Source organism: Streptomyces klenkii (genome assembly GCF_003626645.1).
Taxonomy (GTDB): domain Bacteria; phylum Actinomycetota; class Actinomycetes; order Streptomycetales; family Streptomycetaceae; genus Streptomyces; species Streptomyces klenkii.
In genome coordinates this window covers 147,290-167,326 of record NZ_RBAM01000007.1, presented here as the reverse complement: position 1 = coordinate 167,326, position 20,037 = coordinate 147,290, and the positions used below count along the sequence as shown (strand labels likewise).

Annotated in this window: 14 protein-coding genes; 1 reads left to right on the top strand and 13 read right to left on the bottom strand. The window is 66.9% G+C overall.

Annotated elements, in window-relative coordinates; translation table 11 throughout:
- Nucleotides 1-38: 38 nt before the first annotated feature.
- The 4 genes from rplW to rpsJ are packed head-to-tail and all read right to left on the bottom strand — an operon-like array spanning nt 39 to nt 1,986.
- A complete protein-coding gene (rplW, locus tag D7231_RS18350) occupies nt 39-362 on the bottom strand; it encodes a 50S ribosomal protein L23 (RefSeq protein WP_030368414.1) in 324 nt (107 codons plus the stop codon).
- The gene (rplD, locus tag D7231_RS18345) at nt 362-1,012 is read right to left on the bottom strand and encodes a 50S ribosomal protein L4 (protein ID WP_120756559.1); all 651 of its coding nucleotides are present in this window, start codon (nt 1,010-1,012) and stop codon (nt 362-364) included. The genes rplW and rplD overlap by 1 nt, the downstream gene beginning before the upstream one ends.
- Before the next feature lie 7 nt (nt 1,013-1,019).
- Nucleotides 1,020-1,664 (bottom strand): 50S ribosomal protein L3, encoded by a 645-nt coding sequence (gene rplC, locus D7231_RS18340; protein ID WP_030368416.1) that lies wholly within the window; start codon nt 1,662-1,664, stop codon nt 1,020-1,022.
- 13 nt (nt 1,665-1,677) lie between these two features.
- Nucleotides 1,678-1,986 (bottom strand): 30S ribosomal protein S10, encoded by a 309-nt coding sequence (rpsJ, locus tag D7231_RS18335; RefSeq protein ID WP_003948644.1) that lies wholly within the window; start codon nt 1,984-1,986, stop codon nt 1,678-1,680.
- A gap of 627 nt (nt 1,987-2,613) precedes the next feature.
- On the opposite strand from rpsJ, the gene D7231_RS18330 reads away from it, so the two are divergent.
- Nucleotides 2,614-4,740: a PIG-L family deacetylase gene (locus D7231_RS18330; protein ID WP_241999785.1), complete on the top strand. Its 2,127-nt coding sequence runs from the start codon at nt 2,614-2,616 to the stop codon at nt 4,738-4,740.
- A gap of 153 nt (nt 4,741-4,893) precedes the next feature.
- On the opposite strand, the gene tuf is transcribed toward D7231_RS18330, so the two are convergent.
- The 9 genes from tuf to D7231_RS18280 form a co-directional block, all read right to left on the bottom strand.
- Nucleotides 4,894-6,087, bottom strand: coding sequence for an elongation factor Tu (gene tuf / locus D7231_RS18325; RefSeq protein ID WP_120756557.1), 1,194 nt, complete (start codon nt 6,085-6,087; stop codon nt 4,894-4,896).
- 162 nt (nt 6,088-6,249) lie between these two features.
- Nucleotides 6,250-8,373, bottom strand: coding sequence for an elongation factor G (gene fusA / locus D7231_RS18320; RefSeq protein WP_120756556.1), 2,124 nt, complete (start codon nt 8,371-8,373; stop codon nt 6,250-6,252).
- Between the two features lie 39 nt (nt 8,374-8,412).
- Nucleotides 8,413-8,883: a 30S ribosomal protein S7 gene (gene rpsG / locus D7231_RS18315; protein ID WP_030368420.1), complete on the bottom strand. Its 471-nt coding sequence runs from the start codon at nt 8,881-8,883 to the stop codon at nt 8,413-8,415.
- A 2-nt stretch (nt 8,884-8,885) separates the two neighbouring features.
- Nucleotides 8,886-9,257 (bottom strand): 30S ribosomal protein S12, encoded by a 372-nt coding sequence (rpsL, locus tag D7231_RS18310; RefSeq protein WP_003948652.1) that lies wholly within the window; start codon nt 9,255-9,257, stop codon nt 8,886-8,888.
- A 436-nt stretch (nt 9,258-9,693) separates the two neighbouring features.
- Nucleotides 9,694-13,593 carry a DNA-directed RNA polymerase subunit beta' gene (locus D7231_RS18305; RefSeq protein WP_120756555.1) on the bottom strand — a complete coding sequence of 1,300 codons (3,900 nt, stop codon included), beginning with the start codon at nt 13,591-13,593 and terminating at the stop codon, nt 9,694-9,696.
- A 97-nt stretch (nt 13,594-13,690) separates the two neighbouring features.
- Nucleotides 13,691-17,173 carry a DNA-directed RNA polymerase subunit beta gene (gene rpoB / locus D7231_RS18300; protein WP_120756554.1) on the bottom strand — a complete coding sequence of 1,161 codons (3,483 nt, stop codon included), beginning with the start codon at nt 17,171-17,173 and terminating at the stop codon, nt 13,691-13,693.
- A gap of 545 nt (nt 17,174-17,718) precedes the next feature.
- Entirely contained in the window at nt 17,719-18,105 is a 387-nt protein-coding gene (gene rplL / locus D7231_RS18290; protein ID WP_099199413.1) for a 50S ribosomal protein L7/L12, read from the bottom strand.
- A 107-nt stretch (nt 18,106-18,212) separates the two neighbouring features.
- Nucleotides 18,213-18,743: a 50S ribosomal protein L10 gene (rplJ, locus tag D7231_RS18285; protein ID WP_058046835.1), complete on the bottom strand. Its 531-nt coding sequence runs from the start codon at nt 18,741-18,743 to the stop codon at nt 18,213-18,215.
- A gap of 293 nt (nt 18,744-19,036) precedes the next feature.
- A complete protein-coding gene (locus D7231_RS18280; protein ID WP_120756553.1) occupies nt 19,037-19,987 on the bottom strand; it encodes an SCO4651 family lipoprotein in 951 nt (316 codons plus the stop codon).
- Between the last annotated feature and the right edge of the window lie 50 nt (nt 19,988-20,037).

Here is a 20,037-nt window from a genome sequence, read left to right as displayed (position 1 = left end):
CTCAGTCCTCGTCCGATTTCGGACGATCCAGACCGCCCTTAGGCGGTCGGACCGCCGAAGATGTCGATACGGTCGCCCTCGGCGAGGGTCACGATGGCGCGCTTGGTGTTGGCACGCTTGCCGAAACCGGTCTTGGTGCGCTTGCGCTTACCCTGACGGTTGATCGTGTTGACCCCGGTGACCTTGACCGAGAAGACCGCCTCGACGGCCTGCTTGATCTGGGTCTTGTTGGCGCGCGGGTCGACGATGAACGTGTACTTGTTCTCGTCCAGCAGCGCGTAGCTCTTCTCGGAGACGACCGGCTTGACCAGGAGGTCGCGCGGGTCCGAGAACGTCTTGCTGGTGACGACGGCCTCAGTCATCAGGCCTCGCTCCCTTCGGTCTCAACGGCCTTGGGGCCAGACACGAAGGACTCGAAGGCGGCCTGGGTGAAGACCACGTCGTCGGAGACGAGCACGTCGTACGTGTTCAGCTGGCCCGGCTCCAGGATGTGAACCTGGGGCAGGTTGCGGGCGGACAGCCACGCGGCCTCGTTGGCGCGCTCGACGACCAGGAGCAGGTTCTTCCGCTCGCTGATCTTGCCGAACAGGCTCTTGGCGGCCTTGGTGGACGCCGCACCCTCGACCACGTCGGAGACGACGTGGATGCGGGAGTGACGCGCGCGGTCCGAGAGGGCACCGCGCAGGGCGGCGGCCTTCATCTTCTTCGGGGTGCGCTGCGAGTAGTCACGCGGCACGGGACCGTGCACGACGCCACCACCGGCGAACTGCGGCGCGCGGGTCGAACCCTGACGGGCGCGACCGGTGCCCTTCTGGCGGTACGGCTTCTTGCCACCGCCGCGGACCTCGCCACGGGTCTTGGTCTTGTGCGTGCCCTGACGGGCAGCGGCCAGCTGCGCGACGACGACCTGGTGGATCAGCGGAACGCTGACCTTCGCGTCGAAGATCTCCGCGGGGAGCTCGACGGTCCCGGCCTTGTCGCCTGCCGGCGAAAGGATGTCAATGGTGCTCATCGTTACCTCAGGCCCCCTTGGCCGCGGTACGGACCAGGACGAGGCCGCCGTTCGGACCAGGAACCGCGCCCTTGATCAGGAGCAGGCCCTTCTCCGCGTCAACGGCGTGGACGGTCAGGTTCTGGGTGGTGACCCGCTCGTTGCCCATACGGCCCGCCATGCGGAGGCCCTTGAACACACGGCCCGGGGTGGCGCAGCCACCGATGGAACCGGGGGAGCGGTGCTTGCGCTGGGTGCCGTGCCCGGCGCCGAGGCCACGGAAGTTGTGACGCTTCATGACACCGGCGAAGCCCTTGCCCTTGCTCTTGCCGGTGACGTCAACCTTGACGCCCGACTCGAACACGGCAGCGGTGATCTCCTGGCCGAGCGTGTACTCGCTGGCGTCAGCGGTACGCAGCTCCACCAGGTGGCGGCGCGGGGTGACGTCGGCCTTGGCGAAGTGACCCTTGAGGGGCTTGTTCACCTTGCGCGGGTCGATCTCGCCGAAGGCGATCTGGACCGACTCGTAGCCGTCGCTGTCGTTGGTGCGGACCTGGGTGACGACGCAGGGCCCGGCCTTGACGACGGTCACCGGGACAACCCGGTTGTTCTCGTCCCAGACCTGGGTCATGCCGAGCTTCTCGCCCAGGACGCCCTTAATGTTCTTAGCCATCTCGCGCGTCACCTCAGAGCTTGATCTCGATGTCGACGCCCGCCGGCAGGTCGAGACGCATAAGCGAGTCAACCGTCTTCGGCGTGGGGTCGAGGATGTCGATGAGGCGCTTGTGCGTGCGCATCTCGAAGTGCTCGCGCGAGTCCTTGTACTTGTGCGGCGACTTGATGACGCAGTACACGTTCTTCTCAGTGGGCAGCGGCACCGGGCCCGCGACCGACGCACCAGTGCGCGTCACCGTCTCGACGATCTTCTTCGCCGAGGAGTCGATGACCTCGTGGTCGTAGGCCTTGAGCCGGATGCGGATCTTCTGTCCCGCCATGGCTACTCAGTAGTCCTGTCTCTCGTAACGCTCTGGGACTCGGCCGGCTGCGCCCGGAAATCTCTTCCGAACGCGGTCTCTCCCCGCTCCACCTCCGACCCACGCGGTCGGGCGTGTCGCGCCCCTTCCAGCAGATTTCCCTAAGGAAATTCCCTGATGAAGGGGGTTGTGGGGGAAAGACACCCACCGAGTGCCTGGCTGGGGCCCCGCTGACACTTCCCGGAAGATTCCCGTACTTCCGCCCCTGAGAAGGGACGACGAGTACTGCGGGACTCGCTTCCAGTCCTCCCGGCGGGAGGCGCGCAGCATCGGCACTCAACCGAGCAACCTGAACAGTGTGCCATACGCGCACGGAGGGACGCCAATCGTGGCCGAAGACGGTACTCCGACCGGCTCAGTTGTCAAACCACCCCGCCGACATACGGGACACTATGGCTCTTACACCTCGGCCGACGCTCCGGTCCCCCCGGTCACTACAGTGCTTGCCGTCACAGGGCCGGGAAATCCGGCCTTTGCCGGGGTTTGCCGAGGCCTGGGCAACCGCCGCACCCCCTCGATCGTCCCCTATCACGCTGGGGCAGCAGGGGCGGGCGACCGCGTGCTGCACAACGGGACGGAGTCATGTAGTTGAACATCTCACAGCGCATGGTGATATCCCGCCGGACCGCCCTCGCCGGACTGGCCGCCACGACCGCGGCCCTCGCGGCGGGGTGCAGCGGGGAGGGCGGCAAGAAGAAGCCCAAGGCCTCCCCCGACCCCATAAGAGCGGTGGACCCCAGCGCCACGCAGTCGTTCAGCAACGCCGGCGACGCCCTGCTGCTCCAGGTCATGGCGCACCCCGACGACGACCTGTACTTCATGAACCCCGACGCCGAGCACATCGTGCGGTCCGGGGTCCCCGTCGTCTCGGTCTACGTCACGGCCGGCGAGGCCGTGGGGCAGAACTGGATCGAGGGCATGCCCAAGGCCGCGCCCGACAAGGCTGCCTACTCCTCCGCGCGCCACCAGGGCCTGCGCCAGGCGTACGCCGAGATGATCGGCCTGGACAAGTTCACGGGCTGGCGGAAGTCCGTCCTGGACCTGGGCAACGGCGTCAAGGCCGAGACCAACGAGCTCAGCAACGGCGACCGCAAGGCCCGGCTGATCTTCCTCAACATCGCCATGCTCTCGGCGGGCGAGATGCGCCTGCCCCTGCTGTGGGAGCGGCCGGAGGGCGAGATGCAGTCCCTCGTCGCCACCGGCTCGCCGTGCACGACCTCCAGCACGTACCGGCACGGCACGCTCGTGGACACCCTCGCCACGATCATGGACCGGTACCGGCCCACGGTGATCCACACCATGGACCCGGACCCCGACTACCAGGTCCACGACGCCACCCACCCCAAGGACAACGACTACGGCGCCTGCTCCGACCACCGCGACCACACCCCGACCGCGCTCTTCACCTGGAAGGCGCTCTCGCAGTGGGTGGCCGACGCCTCCAAGCGCGACGGCCACCCGCCCCGCTTCGTGACCACGGCCTTCCGCGGGTACTACAACCAGCGCTGGCCGCACAACCTGCCGCCCGAGGTGATCGAGCAGAAGCACCGGCTGGTCGAGGCGTACGGCGGCGACCCCGCGTGGGAGTGCGGCAACCCCGCCGGCTGCGGCGACTACGGCCAGGGCGGCGACCGCCCGATGAAGAACCGCAAGGGCTGGATCCGCTCCACCCACTACCGCTACGAGGGCCCCGTCGCCGCCCCCGGCACCGGCAAGGACGGCCGGCTGGAGGCCTTCGGCGTGCTGGGCACGCAGGCCGTGCGCTGGCAGGAGACCCGGCCCGGCAGCGGCCGCTGGAGCGAGCCGCAGAACCTGGGCGGCGGCCCGCTGGCGCCCGCCCTGGCGTCCGTCCAGGACTCCGAGGGCCGCCGGCTGCTGTTCGCCCTGCGGTTCTCCGCCCTCGCGGGCCAGGGCCGCCCCGACACCCGCGAGATCGTCGTCCTCCAGGAGCGCTCCCCCGGCGGCGGCTTCAAGGCCTGGCAGGGCCTGGGCAACCCCGAGCACCGCCCCGACCGCGGCCGCCGCGTCGGCATGCCCGCCGCCGTCGCCGCCCCCGACGGGCGCGTCCACCTCTTCGTCCGCAACGCGGGCAAGGGCGTCTCCAGCCGGGTGCGCGAGGCCGACGGCACCTGGGGGAAGTGGCAGAGCCTGCACGGGCAGGAGATCCAGGACGGCCTGGTCGCCGTCCTCGACCGGGACAAGCGCGTCCACGTCTTCGGCACCGGCCGCGACACCGTCCACCACTGGACGCAGGACGAACCGGGCAAGCCGGTCCGCTACGTGCCCCTGAAGGGGCTGCCGCAGCCCGGCGGGCTCCCTGGTGCGGCCCTCGGCCCCGAGGGCGCCCTGACCCTCGTCTACCGCTCCCCCGCGGCCGTCCAGCCGGCGGTCCACACCTTCACGCCGGGGTCCGACGGCACGGGGGACGTCCGCACCACCGGCCTCCAGGACTTCGCGGGCTACGGGCCGCTCGCCGCGCACACCCTGGCCGCCCGGGGCGGCCAGGACACGGTCATGGTGCTCGGGCGGGCGGTGAACGGCGAGGCACAGGTCACCAGCGCCTCCGGAGACTCCGAGCCGGTGCGCTCGGACGCCAAGCTCGTGCCCGTGGGCACCTCCGCCATGACCACCGACGCCGGCCACCAGCTGTGCATCGCCGGAATGAGCCCGGACGCCCGCCCGTGGCTCTGGCGCCCCGAGATCCCGCACACGTAAGTCATCCGTACGGCTGAAACGTACGGCTGAAACGTACAGCTGAAAACGCGGCGGCGAGGACCCCGGCCGCCCGGCGGAAAACGCGAGAAGGCCCGCACATCCGAAGATGTGCGGGCCTTCTTTCGGTCTTCAGACCTTCAAGCAAGCAGGAGCTTACTTGTTGATCTTGGTGACCTGGCCGGCGCCGACGGTGCGGCCACCCTCACGGATGGTGAAGCGCAGGCCCTCCTCCATCGCGACGGGCTGGATGAGGGAAACGGACATCTCGGCGTTGTCGCCGGGCATGACCATCTCCGTGCCCTCCTTGAGGGTCACAACACCGGTCACGTCAGTCGTACGGAAGTAGAACTGCGGACGGTAGTTGTTGAAGAACGGGGTGTGGCGGCCACCCTCGTCCTTCGACAGGATGTAGGCCGTGGCCTCGAACTCGGTGTGCGGGGTGACCGAACCCGGCTTGATGATGCACTGGCCGCGCTCGACGTCCTCGCGCTTGATGCCGCGGAGCAGCAGACCGACGTTCTCACCGGCCTGGCCCTCGTCGAGCAGCTTGCGGAACATCTCGATACCGGTGACCGTGGTGGTGGTCTTCTCGGTCTTGATGCCGATGATGTCGACGGTCTCGTTGACCTTCAGGACACCACGCTCGATACGACCGGTGACGACGGTGCCACGACCGGTGATCGTGAAGACGTCCTCGATCGGCATCAGGAACGGCTTGTCGACGTCACGCTCGGGCTGCGGGATGAACTCGTCGACCTTGCTCATCAGGCCGAGGAGCTTCTCGCCCCACTCCTTGTCGCCCTCGAGCGCCTTGAGCGCCGAGACCTGGACAACCGGAGCGTTGTCGCCGTCGAACTCGTACTCGTTGAGGAGCTCACGGACCTCGAGCTCGACGAGCTCCAGGATCTCCTCGTCGTCCACCATGTCGGCCTTGTTCAGGGCGACAACGATGTACGGAACGCCGGACTGGCGGGCCAGGAGCACGTGCTCCTTGGTCTGCGGCATCGGACCGTCGGTCGCGGCGACCACGAGGATCGCGCCGTCCATCTGGGCGGCACCGGTGATCATGTTCTTGATGTAGTCCGCGTGACCCGGGCAGTCGACGTGGGCGTAGTGACGCGACTCGGTCTGGTACTCGACGTGCGCGATCGAGATCGTGATACCGCGCTGACGCTCTTCGGGGGCCTTGTCGATCTCGTCGAACGGCGTGAAGGGGTTCAGCTCCGGGTGCGCGTCGTGCAGCACCTTGGTGATCGCCGCGGTAAGAGTGGTCTTACCGTGGTCGACGTGACCGATGGTGCCGATGTTGACGTGCGGCTTAGTCCGCTCGAACTTCGCCTTCGCCACTGGGGTCCTCCTGGGGAGTTTCTGTACGCCTGGATTGGGTCGGCGCCAGGGATCTTTGCTGGGAAGCCGCCCGCCGGGACACACCGCCAGTTTTGCGGTGGTATGTCCCGACAGCCGGTGTCAAGCCTACGGCGTGAGCCTCGTCTGTGGAGACGGAGCTCGTTACTCGCCCTTGGCCTTCGCGATGATCTCCTCGGCGACGTTCCGCGGAACCTCGGCGTAGGAGTCGAACTGCATCGAGTAGCTTGCGCGACCCGAAGTCTTGCTGCGGAGGTCGCCGACGTAGCCGAACATCTCCGACAGCGGAACCAGGCCCTTGACGAGCTTGGCGCCGTGACGGTCCTCCATGGCCTGGATCTGGCCACGGCGGGAGTTGATGTCACCGATGACGTCACCCATGTAGTCCTCGGGGGTGGTGACCTCGACCGACATCATCGGCTCCAGCAGAGCCGGCGACGCCTTGCGAGCACCCTCCTTGAACGCCATGGAGCCGGCGATCTTGAACGCGAGCTCGGAGGAGTCGACGTCGTGGAAGGCACCGTCGAGCAGCGTCACCTTGACGCCGGTCAGCGGGTAGCCGGCCAGAACACCGAACTCCATGGCCTCCTGGCAACCCGCGTCCACGGACGGGATGTACTCCCGCGGGATACGGCCACCGGTGACCTTGTTCTCGAACTCGTAACCGTCGCCCTCGAGGGGCGAGATCGCGATCTGCACCTTCGCGAACTGGCCGGAACCACCAGTCTGCTTCTTGTGCGTGTAGTCGATCCGCTCGACGGCCTTGCGGATCGTCTCGCGGTACGCGACCTGCGGCTTGCCGACGTTGGCCTCGACCTTGAACTCACGCTTCATACGGTCGACCAGCACGTCGAGGTGCAGCTCGCCCATACCCGCGATGATGGTCTGGCCCGTCTCCTCGTCCGTGTGGACCTGGAAGGACGGGTCCTCCTCGGCGAGGCGCTGGATGGCGACACCCAGCTTCTCCTGGTCGCCCTTGGACTTGGGCTCAATGGCGACCTGGATGACCGGAGCCGGGAAGTCCATGGACTCCAGGATCACCGGGTTCGCGGAGTCGCAGAGGGTCTCACCGGTGGTGGTCTGCTTCAGACCCATGACGGCGACGATGTCACCGGCACCCACCGACTCGATCTCCTCACGCTTGTTCGCGTGCATCCGGTAGATCTTGCCGATGCGCTCCTTCTTGCCCTTGACGGAGTTCTGCACCTGGGTGCCCGCCGTCATGCGGCCCGAGTAAACCCGGACGAAGGTGAGCTTGCCGAGGTGCGGGTCGCTCATGATCTTGAAGGCAAGGCCGGCGAACGGCTCGTCGTCGGACGGCTTGCGCTTCACGACCTCGTCGGCGTTGTTGACGGCGTGGCCCTCAACGGCCTCGATGTCCAGCGGCGACGGCAGGTAGCGGACCACGGCGTCGAGCAGGGGCTGCACGCCCTTGTTCTTGAACGCGGTACCACAGAACACCGGGGTGACGGTGACGGAGTCGCCGCCGCCCTTCGACGCGAGGGTGATGCGGCGGATGGCCGCCATCAGCTGCTCCTCGGTGGGCTCCTGGCCCTCGAGGAAGAGCTCCATCATCTCTTCGTCGTTCTCGGCAACGCCCTCGAGGAGCTTGCCGCGCCATTCCTCGGCAGCCTCGATGTGGGTGTCCGGGATGTCGACGACGTCGTACATCTCGCCCTTGGCGGCCTCGGCGGACCAGACCAGCGCCTTCATCTGGACGAGGTCAACCACGCCCTTGAAGTCGGCCTCGGTACCGATCGGCAGCTGCATGACCAGCGGAACCGCGCCCAGGCGGTCGACGATCATGTCGACACAGCGGTGGAACTCGGCACCCGTGCGGTCGAGCTTGTTGACGAAGCAGATGCGCGGCACGCCGTAGCGGTCCGCCTGACGCCACACGGTCTCGGACTGGGGCTCGACACCGGCAACGCCGTCGAACACCGTCACGGCACCGTCGAGCACGCGCAGGGAGCGCTCCACCTCGACGGTGAAGTCGACGTGACCCGGGGTGTCGATGATGTTGATGGTGTGGTCGACGTTGTTGAGCGGCCAGTGGCAGGTGGTGGCAGCAGACGTGATCGTGATGCCACGCTCCTGCTCCTGCTCCATCCAGTCCATCGTGGCAGCGCCGTCGTGGACCTCACCGATCTTGTACGAAACACCGGTGTAGAACAGGATCCGCTCGGTGGTGGTCGTCTTGCCCGCGTCGATGTGGGCCATGATCCCGATGTTGCGGACCTTGGCCAGGTCAAGCGAAGTGGTGGCCATATGGCTCAGTCTTCTCTCGGATCTCGATGGGGGTAGCGACTACCAGCGGTAGTGCGCGAAGGCCTTGTTGGACTCGGCCATCTTGTGGGTGTCCTCGCGCTTCTTGACCGCAGCGCCCAGACCGTTGGAGGCGTCCAGGAGCTCGTTCATGAGGCGCTCGGTCATGGTCTTCTCGCGACGGGCGCGGGAGTAACCCACGACCCAGCGGAGCGCCAGGGTGGAGGCGCGGCCCGGACGGACCTCGACCGGCACCTGGTAGGTGGCGCCACCGACGCGGCGGGACTTGACCTCGAGAGCGGGCTTGACGTTCTCGAGAGCGCGCTTGAGGGTGATGACCGGGTCGTTACCGGTCTTCTCGCGCAGACCCTCCATGGCGCCGTACACGATGCGCTCGGCGGTGGAGCGCTTGCCGTGCAGGAGGATCTTGTTGATCAGCGACGTCACCAGAGGGGAGCCGTAAACCGGGTCGATGATGACCGGGCGCTTCGGGGCGGGGCCCTTACGAGGCATTCTTACTTCTCCTTCTTGGCGCCGTAGCGGCTGCGAGCCTGCTTACGGTTCTTGACGCCCTGCGTGTCGAGGGAACCGCGGATGATCTTGTAGCGAACACCCGGAAGGTCCTTCACACGGCCACCGCGGACGAGCACGATGGAGTGCTCCTGCAGGTTGTGGCCCTCACCCGGAATGTAAGCGGTGACCTCGATGCCGGAGGTCAGACGCACACGCGCGACCTTACGGAGCGCCGAGTTCGGCTTCTTCGGGGTGGTCGTGAAAACACGCGTGCAGACGCCACGACGCTGGGGCGAACCCTCGAGCGCGGGCGTCTTGTTCTTCTCGACCTTGTCCTGCCGGCCCTTCCGGACCAGCTGCTGGATCGTAGGCACCGTTTCTCCGGTTTCTGTGTGCCGATCACGATAAAACTAACCTGGAACCCGCCGACCCACGCGGTCGGGCGTGTCGAAGGCTGCAAACCCCTGCCGATGTCGGAAAGGGCGCAGATTTCGGTGTCTTCGACCGCATCGGACCGAAAAGATCCGTGAGGTCCGGTCTCCCGCGCGGACTGTGGGCACGCACGAGAGCCCAGGGACACCCCAGGCACAAGGTCAGAGCCTACCTAGCGCATGGGCTGCGGTCAAAACAAATGCACACGCGGAGGACACCCCGATGTGCTGCATATGTGGTGGTTTCCCGGGTCTGCGGGAGGTTCGTATCGCGCGTATGGGTGAAATCACGCCGCCGCCCACGCCGCCGCCGGCCCGGGTACGCCGCAGGGCGGCCACCCCGGTGGGGTGACCGCCCTGTGGACGTACCGCTTGCGGCTTACTGGTTGTACGGACCGTAGTCGTAGTCCTCCAGCGGGACCGCCTGGCCCGAGCCGGTGCCGAAGGGCGAGTAGTCGATGTCGTCGTAACCGACGGCCGAGTACATCGCAGCCTTGGCCTCCTCGGTGGGCTCCACCCGGATGTTGCGGTAGCGGGACAGACCCGTACCGGCCGGGATGAGCTTACCGATGATGACGTTCTCCTTGAGGCCGATGAGCGAGTCGGACTTGGCGTTGATCGCCGCGTCCGTCAGCACTCGGGTCGTCTCCTGGAAGGAGGCGGCCGACAGCCAGGACTCCGTCGCCAGCGAGGCCTTGGTGATACCCATCAGCTGCGGACGGCCGGAGGCGGGGTGACCGCCCTCGGTGACCACACGACGGTTCTCGCCCTCGAAGCGCGAGCGCTCCACAAGCTCGCCCGGCAGCAGCTCCGCGTCGCCGGACTCGATGATCGTCACGCGGCGCAGCATCTGCCGGATGATGATCTCGATGTGCTTGTCGTGGATCGACACGCCCTGCGAGTTGTAGACCTTCTGGACTTCGCCGACCAGGTGGACCTGGACCGCGCGCTGACCCAGGATGCGCAGCACGTCGTGCGGGTTGGTGGCACCCACGGTGAGCTTCTGGCCCACCTCGACGTGCTCGCCCTCGCTGACCAGCAGACGGGCGCGCTTGGAGATCGGGAACGCCGTCTCCTCGCTGCCGTCGTCCGGGGTGACGACGATCTTCTTGGTCTTCTCGGTCTCCTCGATGCGGATGCGGCCGGCCGCCTCCGAGATCGGGGCGACACCCTTGGGCGTACGAGCCTCGAAGAGCTCGACGACACGGGGCAGACCCTGGGTGATGTCGTCACCGGCCACACCACCGGTGTGGAAGGTACGCATCGTCAGCTGGGTACCGGGCTCACCGATGGACTGGGCCGCGATGATGCCGACGGCCTCACCGATGTCGACCAGCTTGCCGGTGGCCAGCGAGCGGCCGTAGCAGAAGGCACAGGTGCCCACCGCGGACTCACAGGTCAGGACCGAGCGGGTCTTGACCGTCTCCACGCCGTGCGCGACCAGCTGCTCGATGAGCACGTCGCCGAGGTCGACGTTGGCCGGCGCGATGACCTTGCCGTCGATGACGACGTCCTCGGCCAGCATGCGGGCGTAGACGCTCGTCTCGACGTCGTTGGTCTTGCGCAGGACGCCGTCGGCACCCTTGGTCGCGATCGCCAGCTTGAGGCCGCGCTCGGTGCCGCAGTCCTCCTCGCGGATGATCACGTCCTGCGAGACGTCCACCAGACGACGGGTCAGGTAACCCGAGTCGGCGGTACGCAGGGCGGTGTCCGCGAGACCCTTACGGGCACCGTGGGTGGAGATGAAGTACTCCAGCACGGTGAGACCCTCACGGAACGACGCCTTAATGGGTCGCGGGATGGTCTCGTTCTTCGCGTTCGACACCAGACCACGCATACCGGCGATCTGTCGCATCTGCATCATGTTTCCTCGGGCACCCGAGTCAACCATCATGAAGATGGGGTTCGTCTTGGGGAAGTTCGCGTTCATCGCCTCGGCAACCTCGTTGGTCGCCTTGGTCCAGATCGCGATGAGCTCCTGCGTGCGCTCGTCCTTGGTGATCAGACCACGCTCGTACTGCTTCTGGACCTTCTCGTCCTGGGCCTCGTAGCCGCGGACGATCTCCTTCTTGGCCTCCGGCACGACGATGTCGGAGACGGCGACGGTGACGCCGGAGCGAGTGGCCCAGTGGAAGCCGGCCGCCTTCAGGTTGTCGAGCGTCGCCGCCACGATGACCTTGGGGTAGCGCTCGGCCAGGTCGTTGACGATCTCGGAGAGCTGCTTCTTGCCCACCGAGTAGTCGACGAACGGGTAGTCCTCGGGCAGCAGCTCGTTGAAGAGCGCGCGGCCCAGGGTGGTGCGCAGACGGAAGCTGTCACCCTGCTGCCACTCCGGCTCGCCCTCCTCGGCGACCGGGGGAACCCAGCCGCGCGGGGGAACGGTGCCGATCGGGAAGCGGATGTCGACCTTCGCCTGGAGCGAGAGCTCCCGGGCGTCGAACGCCATGATCGCCTCGGCGACCGAGCCGAAGGACCGGCCCTCGCCGATGACCTTGCGCTCTTCCTCGTCGGTGGTGAGGAAGAACAGACCGAGCACCATGTCCTGGGTCGGCATGGTGACCGGACGGCCGTCGGCCGGCTTGAGGATGTTGTTCGAGGACAGCATCAGGATGCGGGCCTCGGCCTGCGCCTCCGCGGAGAGCGGCAGGTGGACGGCCATCTGGTCACCGTCGAAGTCCGCGTTGAACGCGGTGCAGACGAGCGGGTGGATCTGGATGGCCTTGCCCTCGACCAGCTGCGGCTCGAAGGCCTGGATGCCGAGGCGGTGCAGCGTGGGCGCACGGTTCAGCAGCACCGGGTGCTCGGCGATGACCTCTTCGAGGACGTCGTACACGACGGTGCGGCCGCGCTCGACCATGCGCTTGGCCGACTTGATGTTCTGCGCGTGGTTCAGGTCGACCAGGCGCTTCATCACGAACGGCTTGAAGAGCTCCAGCGCCATGGCCTTGGGCAGACCGCACTGGTGCAGCTTCAGCTGCGGACCGACGACGATGACGGAACGGGCCGAGTAGTCGACGCGCTTACCGAGCAGGTTCTGACGGAATCGACCCTGCTTACCCTTCAGCATGTCGCTGAGGGACTTCAGCGGACGGTTGCCGGGGCCCGTGACCGGGCGACCGCGACGGCCGTTGTCGAAGAGGGCGTCGACCGCCTCCTGGAGCATCCGCTTCTCGTTGTTCACGATGATCTCGGGGGCACCGAGGTCGAGCAGACGCTTCAGACGGTTGTTGCGGTTGATCACACGGCGGTACAGGTCGTTCAGGTCGGAGGTCGCGAAGCGGCCACCGTCCAGCTGCACCATCGGACGCAGGTCCGGCGGGATCACGGGGATGCAGTCCAGCACCATGCCGCTGGGGCTGTTGCGGGTCTGGAGGAAGGCGGAGACGACCTTGAGGCGCTTGAGCGCACGGGTCTTCTTCTGGCCCTTGCCGGTCCGGATGATCTCGCGGAGGCGCTCGGCCTCCTCGTCGAGGTCGAAGGACTCCAGGCGCTTCTGGAGCGCCGCGGCGCCCATCGCACCCATGAAGTAGGTGCCGAAGCGGTCGCGCAGCTCGCGGTAGAGCAGCTCGTCGCCCTCGAGGTCCTGGACCTTGAGGTTCTTGAAGCGGTTCCAGACCTCGTCGAGGCGGTCGATCTCGCGCTGCGCGCGGTCGCGCAGCTGCTTCATCTCACGCTCGGCGCCCTCGCGCACCTTGCGGCGCACGTCGGCCTTGGCACCCTCGGCCTCCAGCTCGGCCAGGTCGGCCTCGAGCTTCTTGGCGCGGGCCTCCAGGTCGGCGTCGCGGCGCTGCTCGATCTGCTGGCGCTCGACGGAGACGTGGGCCTCCAGCGAGGGCAGGTCGCGCGTGCGGCGCTCCTCGTCCACCCACGTGATCATGTAGGCGGCGAAGTAGATGACCTTCTCGAGGTCCTTCGGGGCGAGGTCGAGCAGGTAGCCCAGACGCGACGGGACGCCCTTGAAGTACCAGATGTGGGTGACGGGAGCGGCCAGCTCGATGTGGCCCATCCGCTCACGGCGCACCTTGGCGCGAGTGACCTCGACGCCACAGCGCTCACAGATGATGCCCTTGAAGCGGACACGCTTGTACTTGCCGCAGTAGCACTCCCAGTCCCGGGTCGGACCGAAGATCTTCTCGCAGAAGAGTCCGTCCTTTTCGGGCTTCAGGGTGCGGTAGTTGATGGTCTCCGGCTTCTTGACCTCGCCGTGGGACCAGGTTCGGATGTCGTCCGCGGTCGCCAGGCCGATCCGCAGCTCGTCGAAGAAGTTGACGTCGAGCACTGTTCGTCAATCCCTCTTTCAGGGTCGTGTCTTCATCAGTGGTCTGAGGGGGTCCGGGGACGACGGGGGGCTCTTGCCGAGCCCCCCGTCAGACCCGTCAGACCTCTTCGACGCTGCTCGGCTCGCGCCGGGACAGGTCGATACCGAGCTCTTCCGCAGCGCGGAAGACGTCCTCGTCCGTGTCGCGCATCTCGATGGACATGCCGTCCGAGGACAGCACCTCCACGTTGAGGCACAGGGACTGCATTTCCTTGATGAGCACCTTGAAGGACTCGGGAATGCCGGGCTCGGGGATGTTCTCGCCCTTGACGATGGCCTCGTAGACCTTCACGCGGCCGGTCACGTCGTCGGACTTGATGGTCAGCAGCTCCTGGAGGGCGTAGGCGGCGCCGTATGCCTCCAGCGCCCACACCTCCATCTCACCGAAGCGCTGGCCACCGAACTGAGCCTTACCACCCAGCGGCTGCTGGGTGATCATGGAGTACGGGCCGGTCGAGCGGGCGTGCAGCTTGTCGTCGACCAGGTGGTGCAGCTTGAGGATGTACATGTACCCGACGGAGATCGGGTCCGGGAACGGCTCGCCGGAGCGGCCGTCGAACATCCGGGCCTTACCCGAGGGGAGCACCATGCGCTCGCCGTCGCGGTTCGGGATCGTGGACTCGAAGAGACCGGCGATCTCGTCCTCGCGGGCGCCGTCGAAGACCGGGGTCGCGACGTTGGTGCCCGGCGCGACGTCGTCGGCGCCGATGGCCTGGAGGCGCTTCATCCAGTCCTCGTCGCCCTCGACCTTCCAGCCGCGGCTGGCGAGCCAGCCGAGGTGGATCTCGAGGACCTGTCCCGGGTTCATTCGGGACGGGACACCGAGCGGGTTGAGGATGATGTCGACCGGGGTGCCGTCCTCGAGGAACGGCATGTCCTCGACCGGGAGGATCTTGGAGATGACACCCTTGTTGCCGTGACGGCCGGCGAGCTTGTCACCGTCGGTGATCTTGCGCTTCTGGGCGACGTAGACGCGGACCAGCTGGTTCACGCCCGGGGGAAGCTCGTCGCCCTCCTCGCGGTCGAAGACGCGGACGCCGATGACCTTGCCGATCTCGCCGTGCGGGACCTTCAGCGAGGTGTCACGGACCTCACGGGCCTTCTCACCGAAGATCGCGCGGAGCAGGCGCTCCTCCGGGGTCAGCTCGGTCTCACCCTTCGGGGTGACCTTGCCGACCAGGATGTCGCCGGCGACGACCTCGGCACCGATGCGGATGATGCCGCGCTCGTCGAGGTCGGCGAGGACCTCCTCGGAGACGTTCGGGATGTCCCGGGTGATCTCCTCCGGGCCGAGCTTGGTGTCACGGGCGTCGACCTCGTGCTCCTCGATGTGGATCGAGGAGAGGACGTCGTCCTGGACGAGGCGCTGCGACAGGATGATCGCGTCCTCGTAGTTGTGACCCTCCCACGGCATGAACGCCACGAGCAGGTTCTTGCCGAGGGCCATCTCGCCCTCGTCCGTGGACGGACCGTCGGCGAGCACCTGGCCGGCGACGACGCGGGCGCCCTCGTCGACGACGACCTTCTGGTTGAAGGACGTGCCCTGGTTGGAGCGCGAGAACTTCGCGACCCGGTAGGTGTTGTACGTGCCGTCGTCGTTGGCCACCGTGACGTAGTCGGCGGAGACCTCCTGGACGACACCGTCCTTCTCGGCCTTGATGACGTCACCGGCGTCGACCGCGCAGCGGTACTCCATGCCGGTGCCGACCAGCGGCGCCTCGGCCTTGATCAGCGGAACGGCCTGGCGCATCATGTTCGATCCCATGAGCGCGCGGTTGGCGTCGTCGTGCTCGAGGAACGGGATCATGGCGGTCGCGACCGACACCATCTGGCGCGGGGAGACGTCCATGTAGTCGACGTCGTCGCCGGCGATGTAGTCGATCTCGCCGCCGCGGCGGCGGACCAGCACGCGGGCCTCGGCGAAGCGCATGTCCTCGGAGAGGGCGGCGTTCGCCTGGGCGATGACGAAGCGGTCCTCCTCGTCGGCAGTCAGGTAGTCAACCTCGTCGGTGACCTGGCCGTCGACGACCTTGCGGTACGGGGTCTCCACGAAGCCGAACGCGTTGACGCGGCCGTAGGAGGCGAGCGAGCCGATCAGACCGATGTTCGGGCCTTCGGGCGTCTCGATCGGGCACATGCGGCCGTAGTGCGACGGGTGAACGTCACGGACCTCGAAGCCGGCCCGCTCACGGGAGAGACCACCCGGGCCCAGCGCCGACAGACGGCGCTTGTGGGTCAGACCCGACAGCGGGTTGGTCTGGTCCATGAACTGGGACAGCTGGCTGGTGCCGAAGAACTCCTTGATGGAGGCGACGACCGGCCGGATGTTGATCAGGGTCTGCGGCGTGATCGCCTCGACGTCCTGGGTGGTCATCCGCTCGCGGACGACGCGCTCCATACGAGCCAGACCCGTGCGGACCTGGTTCTGGATGAGCTCGCCGACGTTGCGCAGACGACGGTTGCCGAAGTGGTCGATGTCGTCGGTCTCGACGACGATCGAGGTGCCGTTCTCGCCGACCGTCTCCAGCTCACCGGCGTGCAGCTTGACCAGGTACTTGATCGTCGCGATGACGTCGTCCGTGGTCAGCACACCGGCGTCGAGCGGGGCGTCCGCGCCGAGCTTCTTGTTCACCTTGTAGCGGCCGACCTTCGCGAGGTCGTAGCGCTTGGGGTTGAAGTAGAGGTTCTCGAGCAGCGTCTGCGCGGCCTCGCGGGTCGGCGGCTCGCCCGGACGCAGCTTGCGGTAGATGTCGAGCAGCGCGTCGTCCTGGCCCTGGGTGTGGTCCTTCTCCAGGGTGGCGCGCATGGACTCGTACTCGCCGAACTCCTCGAGGATCTGCTCGGTGGTCCAGCCGAGAGCCTTCAGGAGGACGGTGACGGACTGCTTGCGCTTGCGGTCGATGCGGACACCGACCATGTCGCGCTTGTCGACCTCCATCTCCAGCCAGGCACCCCGGGACGGGATGATCTTGGCCGTGAAGATGTCCTTGTCGGACGTCTTGTCGATGGAGGAGTCGAAGTAGACGCCGGGGGAGCGAACCAGCTGCGAGACGACGACACGCTCGGTGCCGTTGATGCAGAAGGTGCCCTTGTTGGTCATGAGCGGGAAGTCGCCCATGAAGACCGTCTGAGACTTGATCTCACCGGTCTCGTTGTTGGTGAACTCGGCCGTGACGAAGAGCGGGGCCGCGTACGTGAAGTCGCGCTCCTTGCACTCGTCGATCGAGTTCTTCGGGGGCTCGAAACGGTGGTCGCGGAAGGTCAGCGACATCGACCCGGAGAAGTCCTCGATCGGGGAGATCTCCTCGAAGATCTCCTCCAGACCGGACTTCGTGGGGACGTCCTGACCGGACTCCAGCGCAGCCTCGACGCGAGCCTTCCAGGCGGCATTGCCGAGCAGCCAGTCGAAGCTCTCGGTCTGCAGCGCAAGGAGGTTCGGAACCTCGAGGGGCTCCTTGATCTTCGCAAAAGAGATGCGCAGCGGGGCGGTGCTGGCGCCGTTGTTCGTATTGGCAGTCGAGGCGTTGCGCGAGGCGGCCAAGAGGGGGTCCTTCCGAGGGCTCGGACTCACTACGCGCGTACCGGCCCCACACCGTGCATCGATAAGAAATCCCAGGTCAGCGGGTTTCCATCAGCAGTGCTCGATAGTGGGCATGCCCCTGGTGACGGGCAGGGAGCAGCTAACAGGCAGCGCAAAGGGTCAGTGTAGCCACTTGGCCCACTGATGTCCAGAGCGGATGTGCGGAGACCGGTGCGATACCAATCTCTCCCTCCGGGATCCTGTTGTCCCTCGCCGTGCGGCGGACGCCTGCAGGCATCGCCTGACGCAAGACTTCCCTCTTCGCCTTCGATCCATGCCTCGGACGGTGGACCGATGTGGCGACGCGTCCTGAGAATTGCGCGCCCCGTCGCGTTCGTCAAGGCCCACGGCCCGTCCGGGAGGGCAACGAAGATCACCATACTCGCCCCCGGGACGTGCTCCGCGCAGCCGTCCGGGGAAACGCCGACGGGCGACCACCCGCATGGGTGATCGCCCGTTGGCTACCGGCAGCCGCCGGCGGAAAGAGTCAGACGACTCGCAAGGTCTTACTTGACCTCGACGGAGGCGCCGGCGCCCTTGAGGGCCTCGGCGGCCTTCTCCGCGGCGTCCTTGGCGACCTTCTCGAGGACCGGCTTCGGGGTGCCGTCGACGAGGTCCTTGGCCTCCTTCAGACCCAGGGAGGTCAGCTCGCGCACGACCTTGATGACCTGGATCTTCTTGTCACCGGCGGCGGTGAGGATGACGTCGAACTCGTCCTGCTCCTCAGCGGCCTCAGCGGCGCCACCGGCGACGCCGCCGGCCATGACGACCGGCGCGGCAGCGGCGGCGGTGACGTCGAACTTCTCCTCGAAGGCGGAGACGAACTCGGCCAGCTCGATGAGGGTCATCTCCTCGAACTGCGCGAGCAGCTCGTCCTTGGTGAGCTTCGCCATGATGGCGGTCCTTCCACTAAATCGGCAGGTGCCGGGATGTACATGTCGGCGGGCGTACGGCCCGCTGCGACCGGTGCCGGGAGGCACCGGTCGATGCGCGAGCCGAATTACTCGGCACCGCCCTGCTCGGCGAGCTTGGCGCGCAGCGCGTCCGCAGTGCGGACGAGCTTCGTCGGCAGCGCCTGGAAGAGCGAGGCAGCCTGGGACTGCTTGCCCTTCATGGCACCGGCCAGCTTGCTGAGCAGAACCTCGCGGGACTCGAGGTCCGCAAGCTTCTTGATCTCATCGGCGGACAGCGCCTTACCGTCAAGGACACCGCCCTTGATGATGAGGTTGGGGTTCTCCTTGGCGAAGTCACGGAGACCCTTCGCCGACTCCACCGGGTCACCGGTGACGAAGGCAACCGCCGTCGGGCCAGCGAAGAGCTGGTCCTCCAGCGTGATCCCGGCCTCACGGGCCGCGATCTGGGTCAGCGTGTTCTTCACCACGGCGTACTGGGCGTTCTCACCGAGCGAACGGCGCAGCGTCTTGAGCTGAGCCACGGTGAGACCGCGGTACTCGGTCAGCACAGCGGCGTTCGAGCTACGGAACTTGTCCGTCAGCTCGGCAACCGCAGCAGCCTTGGCGGACGTCGCCATGAGCCTCGGCCTCCTTCCGGGTGATTCGGGACCGCTATGCGAAGGGACCTGGGCAAAACGAAACGCCCCGGCGCAGGCGCTCGGGGCGTAACTCGACCGCTTCGACCCGAAGTCGTCGCGGGAGTGCTTCCTCAAATCACCTGCGCAGGTCGCCCGCAGCTAGCGGATCCTTCGGCCACCACGCTTCCGGATGGAGGCGCAGCAACGACCAGCGGTCTTTGGCTTCTGGAAGAAAGTACGTGACCGGGGCGCCCGGAAGCAAATCGACTCCCGGGCGGATGCGTTCCCGCAGGTCAGGACGCCAGCGCCGGGGTGTCGCCGGTCTCCTTCATCTTCTTGATCTTCTCCAGCAGGTCGACGGTCTGGTCCGCCGGCGGCGCCTGGACGTCGGCCTTGGCGCCGTAGTCGGAGAGGCTCTGGGTGATCTCCATCCGGCCCTTGGCGGTGTCCATGTTCATGACCAGCTTCAGGGGGAGGTCGTCGGAACCCACCCAGACGTCCATGTCGTACTTCGTGATGCCGGCCTCCTTGATGGTGTCCAGCAGCTGCTGCCGGTCCTTCTGGTCGAGGCCGTCGAGGCTCTTGTTGGACTTCATGGCCTCGTCGGGGGAGAGCGTGCCCTTGTAGTGCCGGGCCTTCTTCCCGTCGACCGTCTCCTCGCCGACCAGCTTGACGTCCGGCGACTCCTTGAGGAGCGCCATCTGCTTGGCCGGGTCCTGGCTCTGGCTGCCCTGACCGCCGCCCATGAGCTGCGCTATGGCCTTCGAGTCGCCGCCGGACTCCTTGGCCATCGCGGCGAGATCGACCTTGAGCCAGCGCTTGCCGTCGTTCTTGGCGGCGCCCTCCGGGCCCACGTCGGTGTACGTGACGGCACCGATCGTGATGGTGTGGCTCTCGGCCGGGGCGCCGTCCTGGGCGGGCAGCCCGGCGCCGGTCATGCGCTGGTCCACGACCGTGGGGTCCCAGCCCATGACGCCGGTGGACCGCAGGGTGAGGGGCTGGTCGCCCAGGCCGGGCAGCTTCACGGTCATCGTGAACTTGGCGGACTTCGCCGCCCGTGTCTTCTCGAAGGCCGTGTTGAGCGCCTCGACCGACACCCCCGCCGCCGGCTTCCTGTCCGACTTGGCGGCGGCCCCGGAGGCCGCCTTGCCGCCCTTCTCGTCGCCCCCGCAGGCCGCCACGCCCGCCAGCAGGGCCACAGCCGTCACCGACACGCTCAGGCGCTTCCAGGTGGACTTGTGCATGTGCGTTCCCCCCTCTACTCAAAAGCGATCAATGTGAACGTTAGTTCACC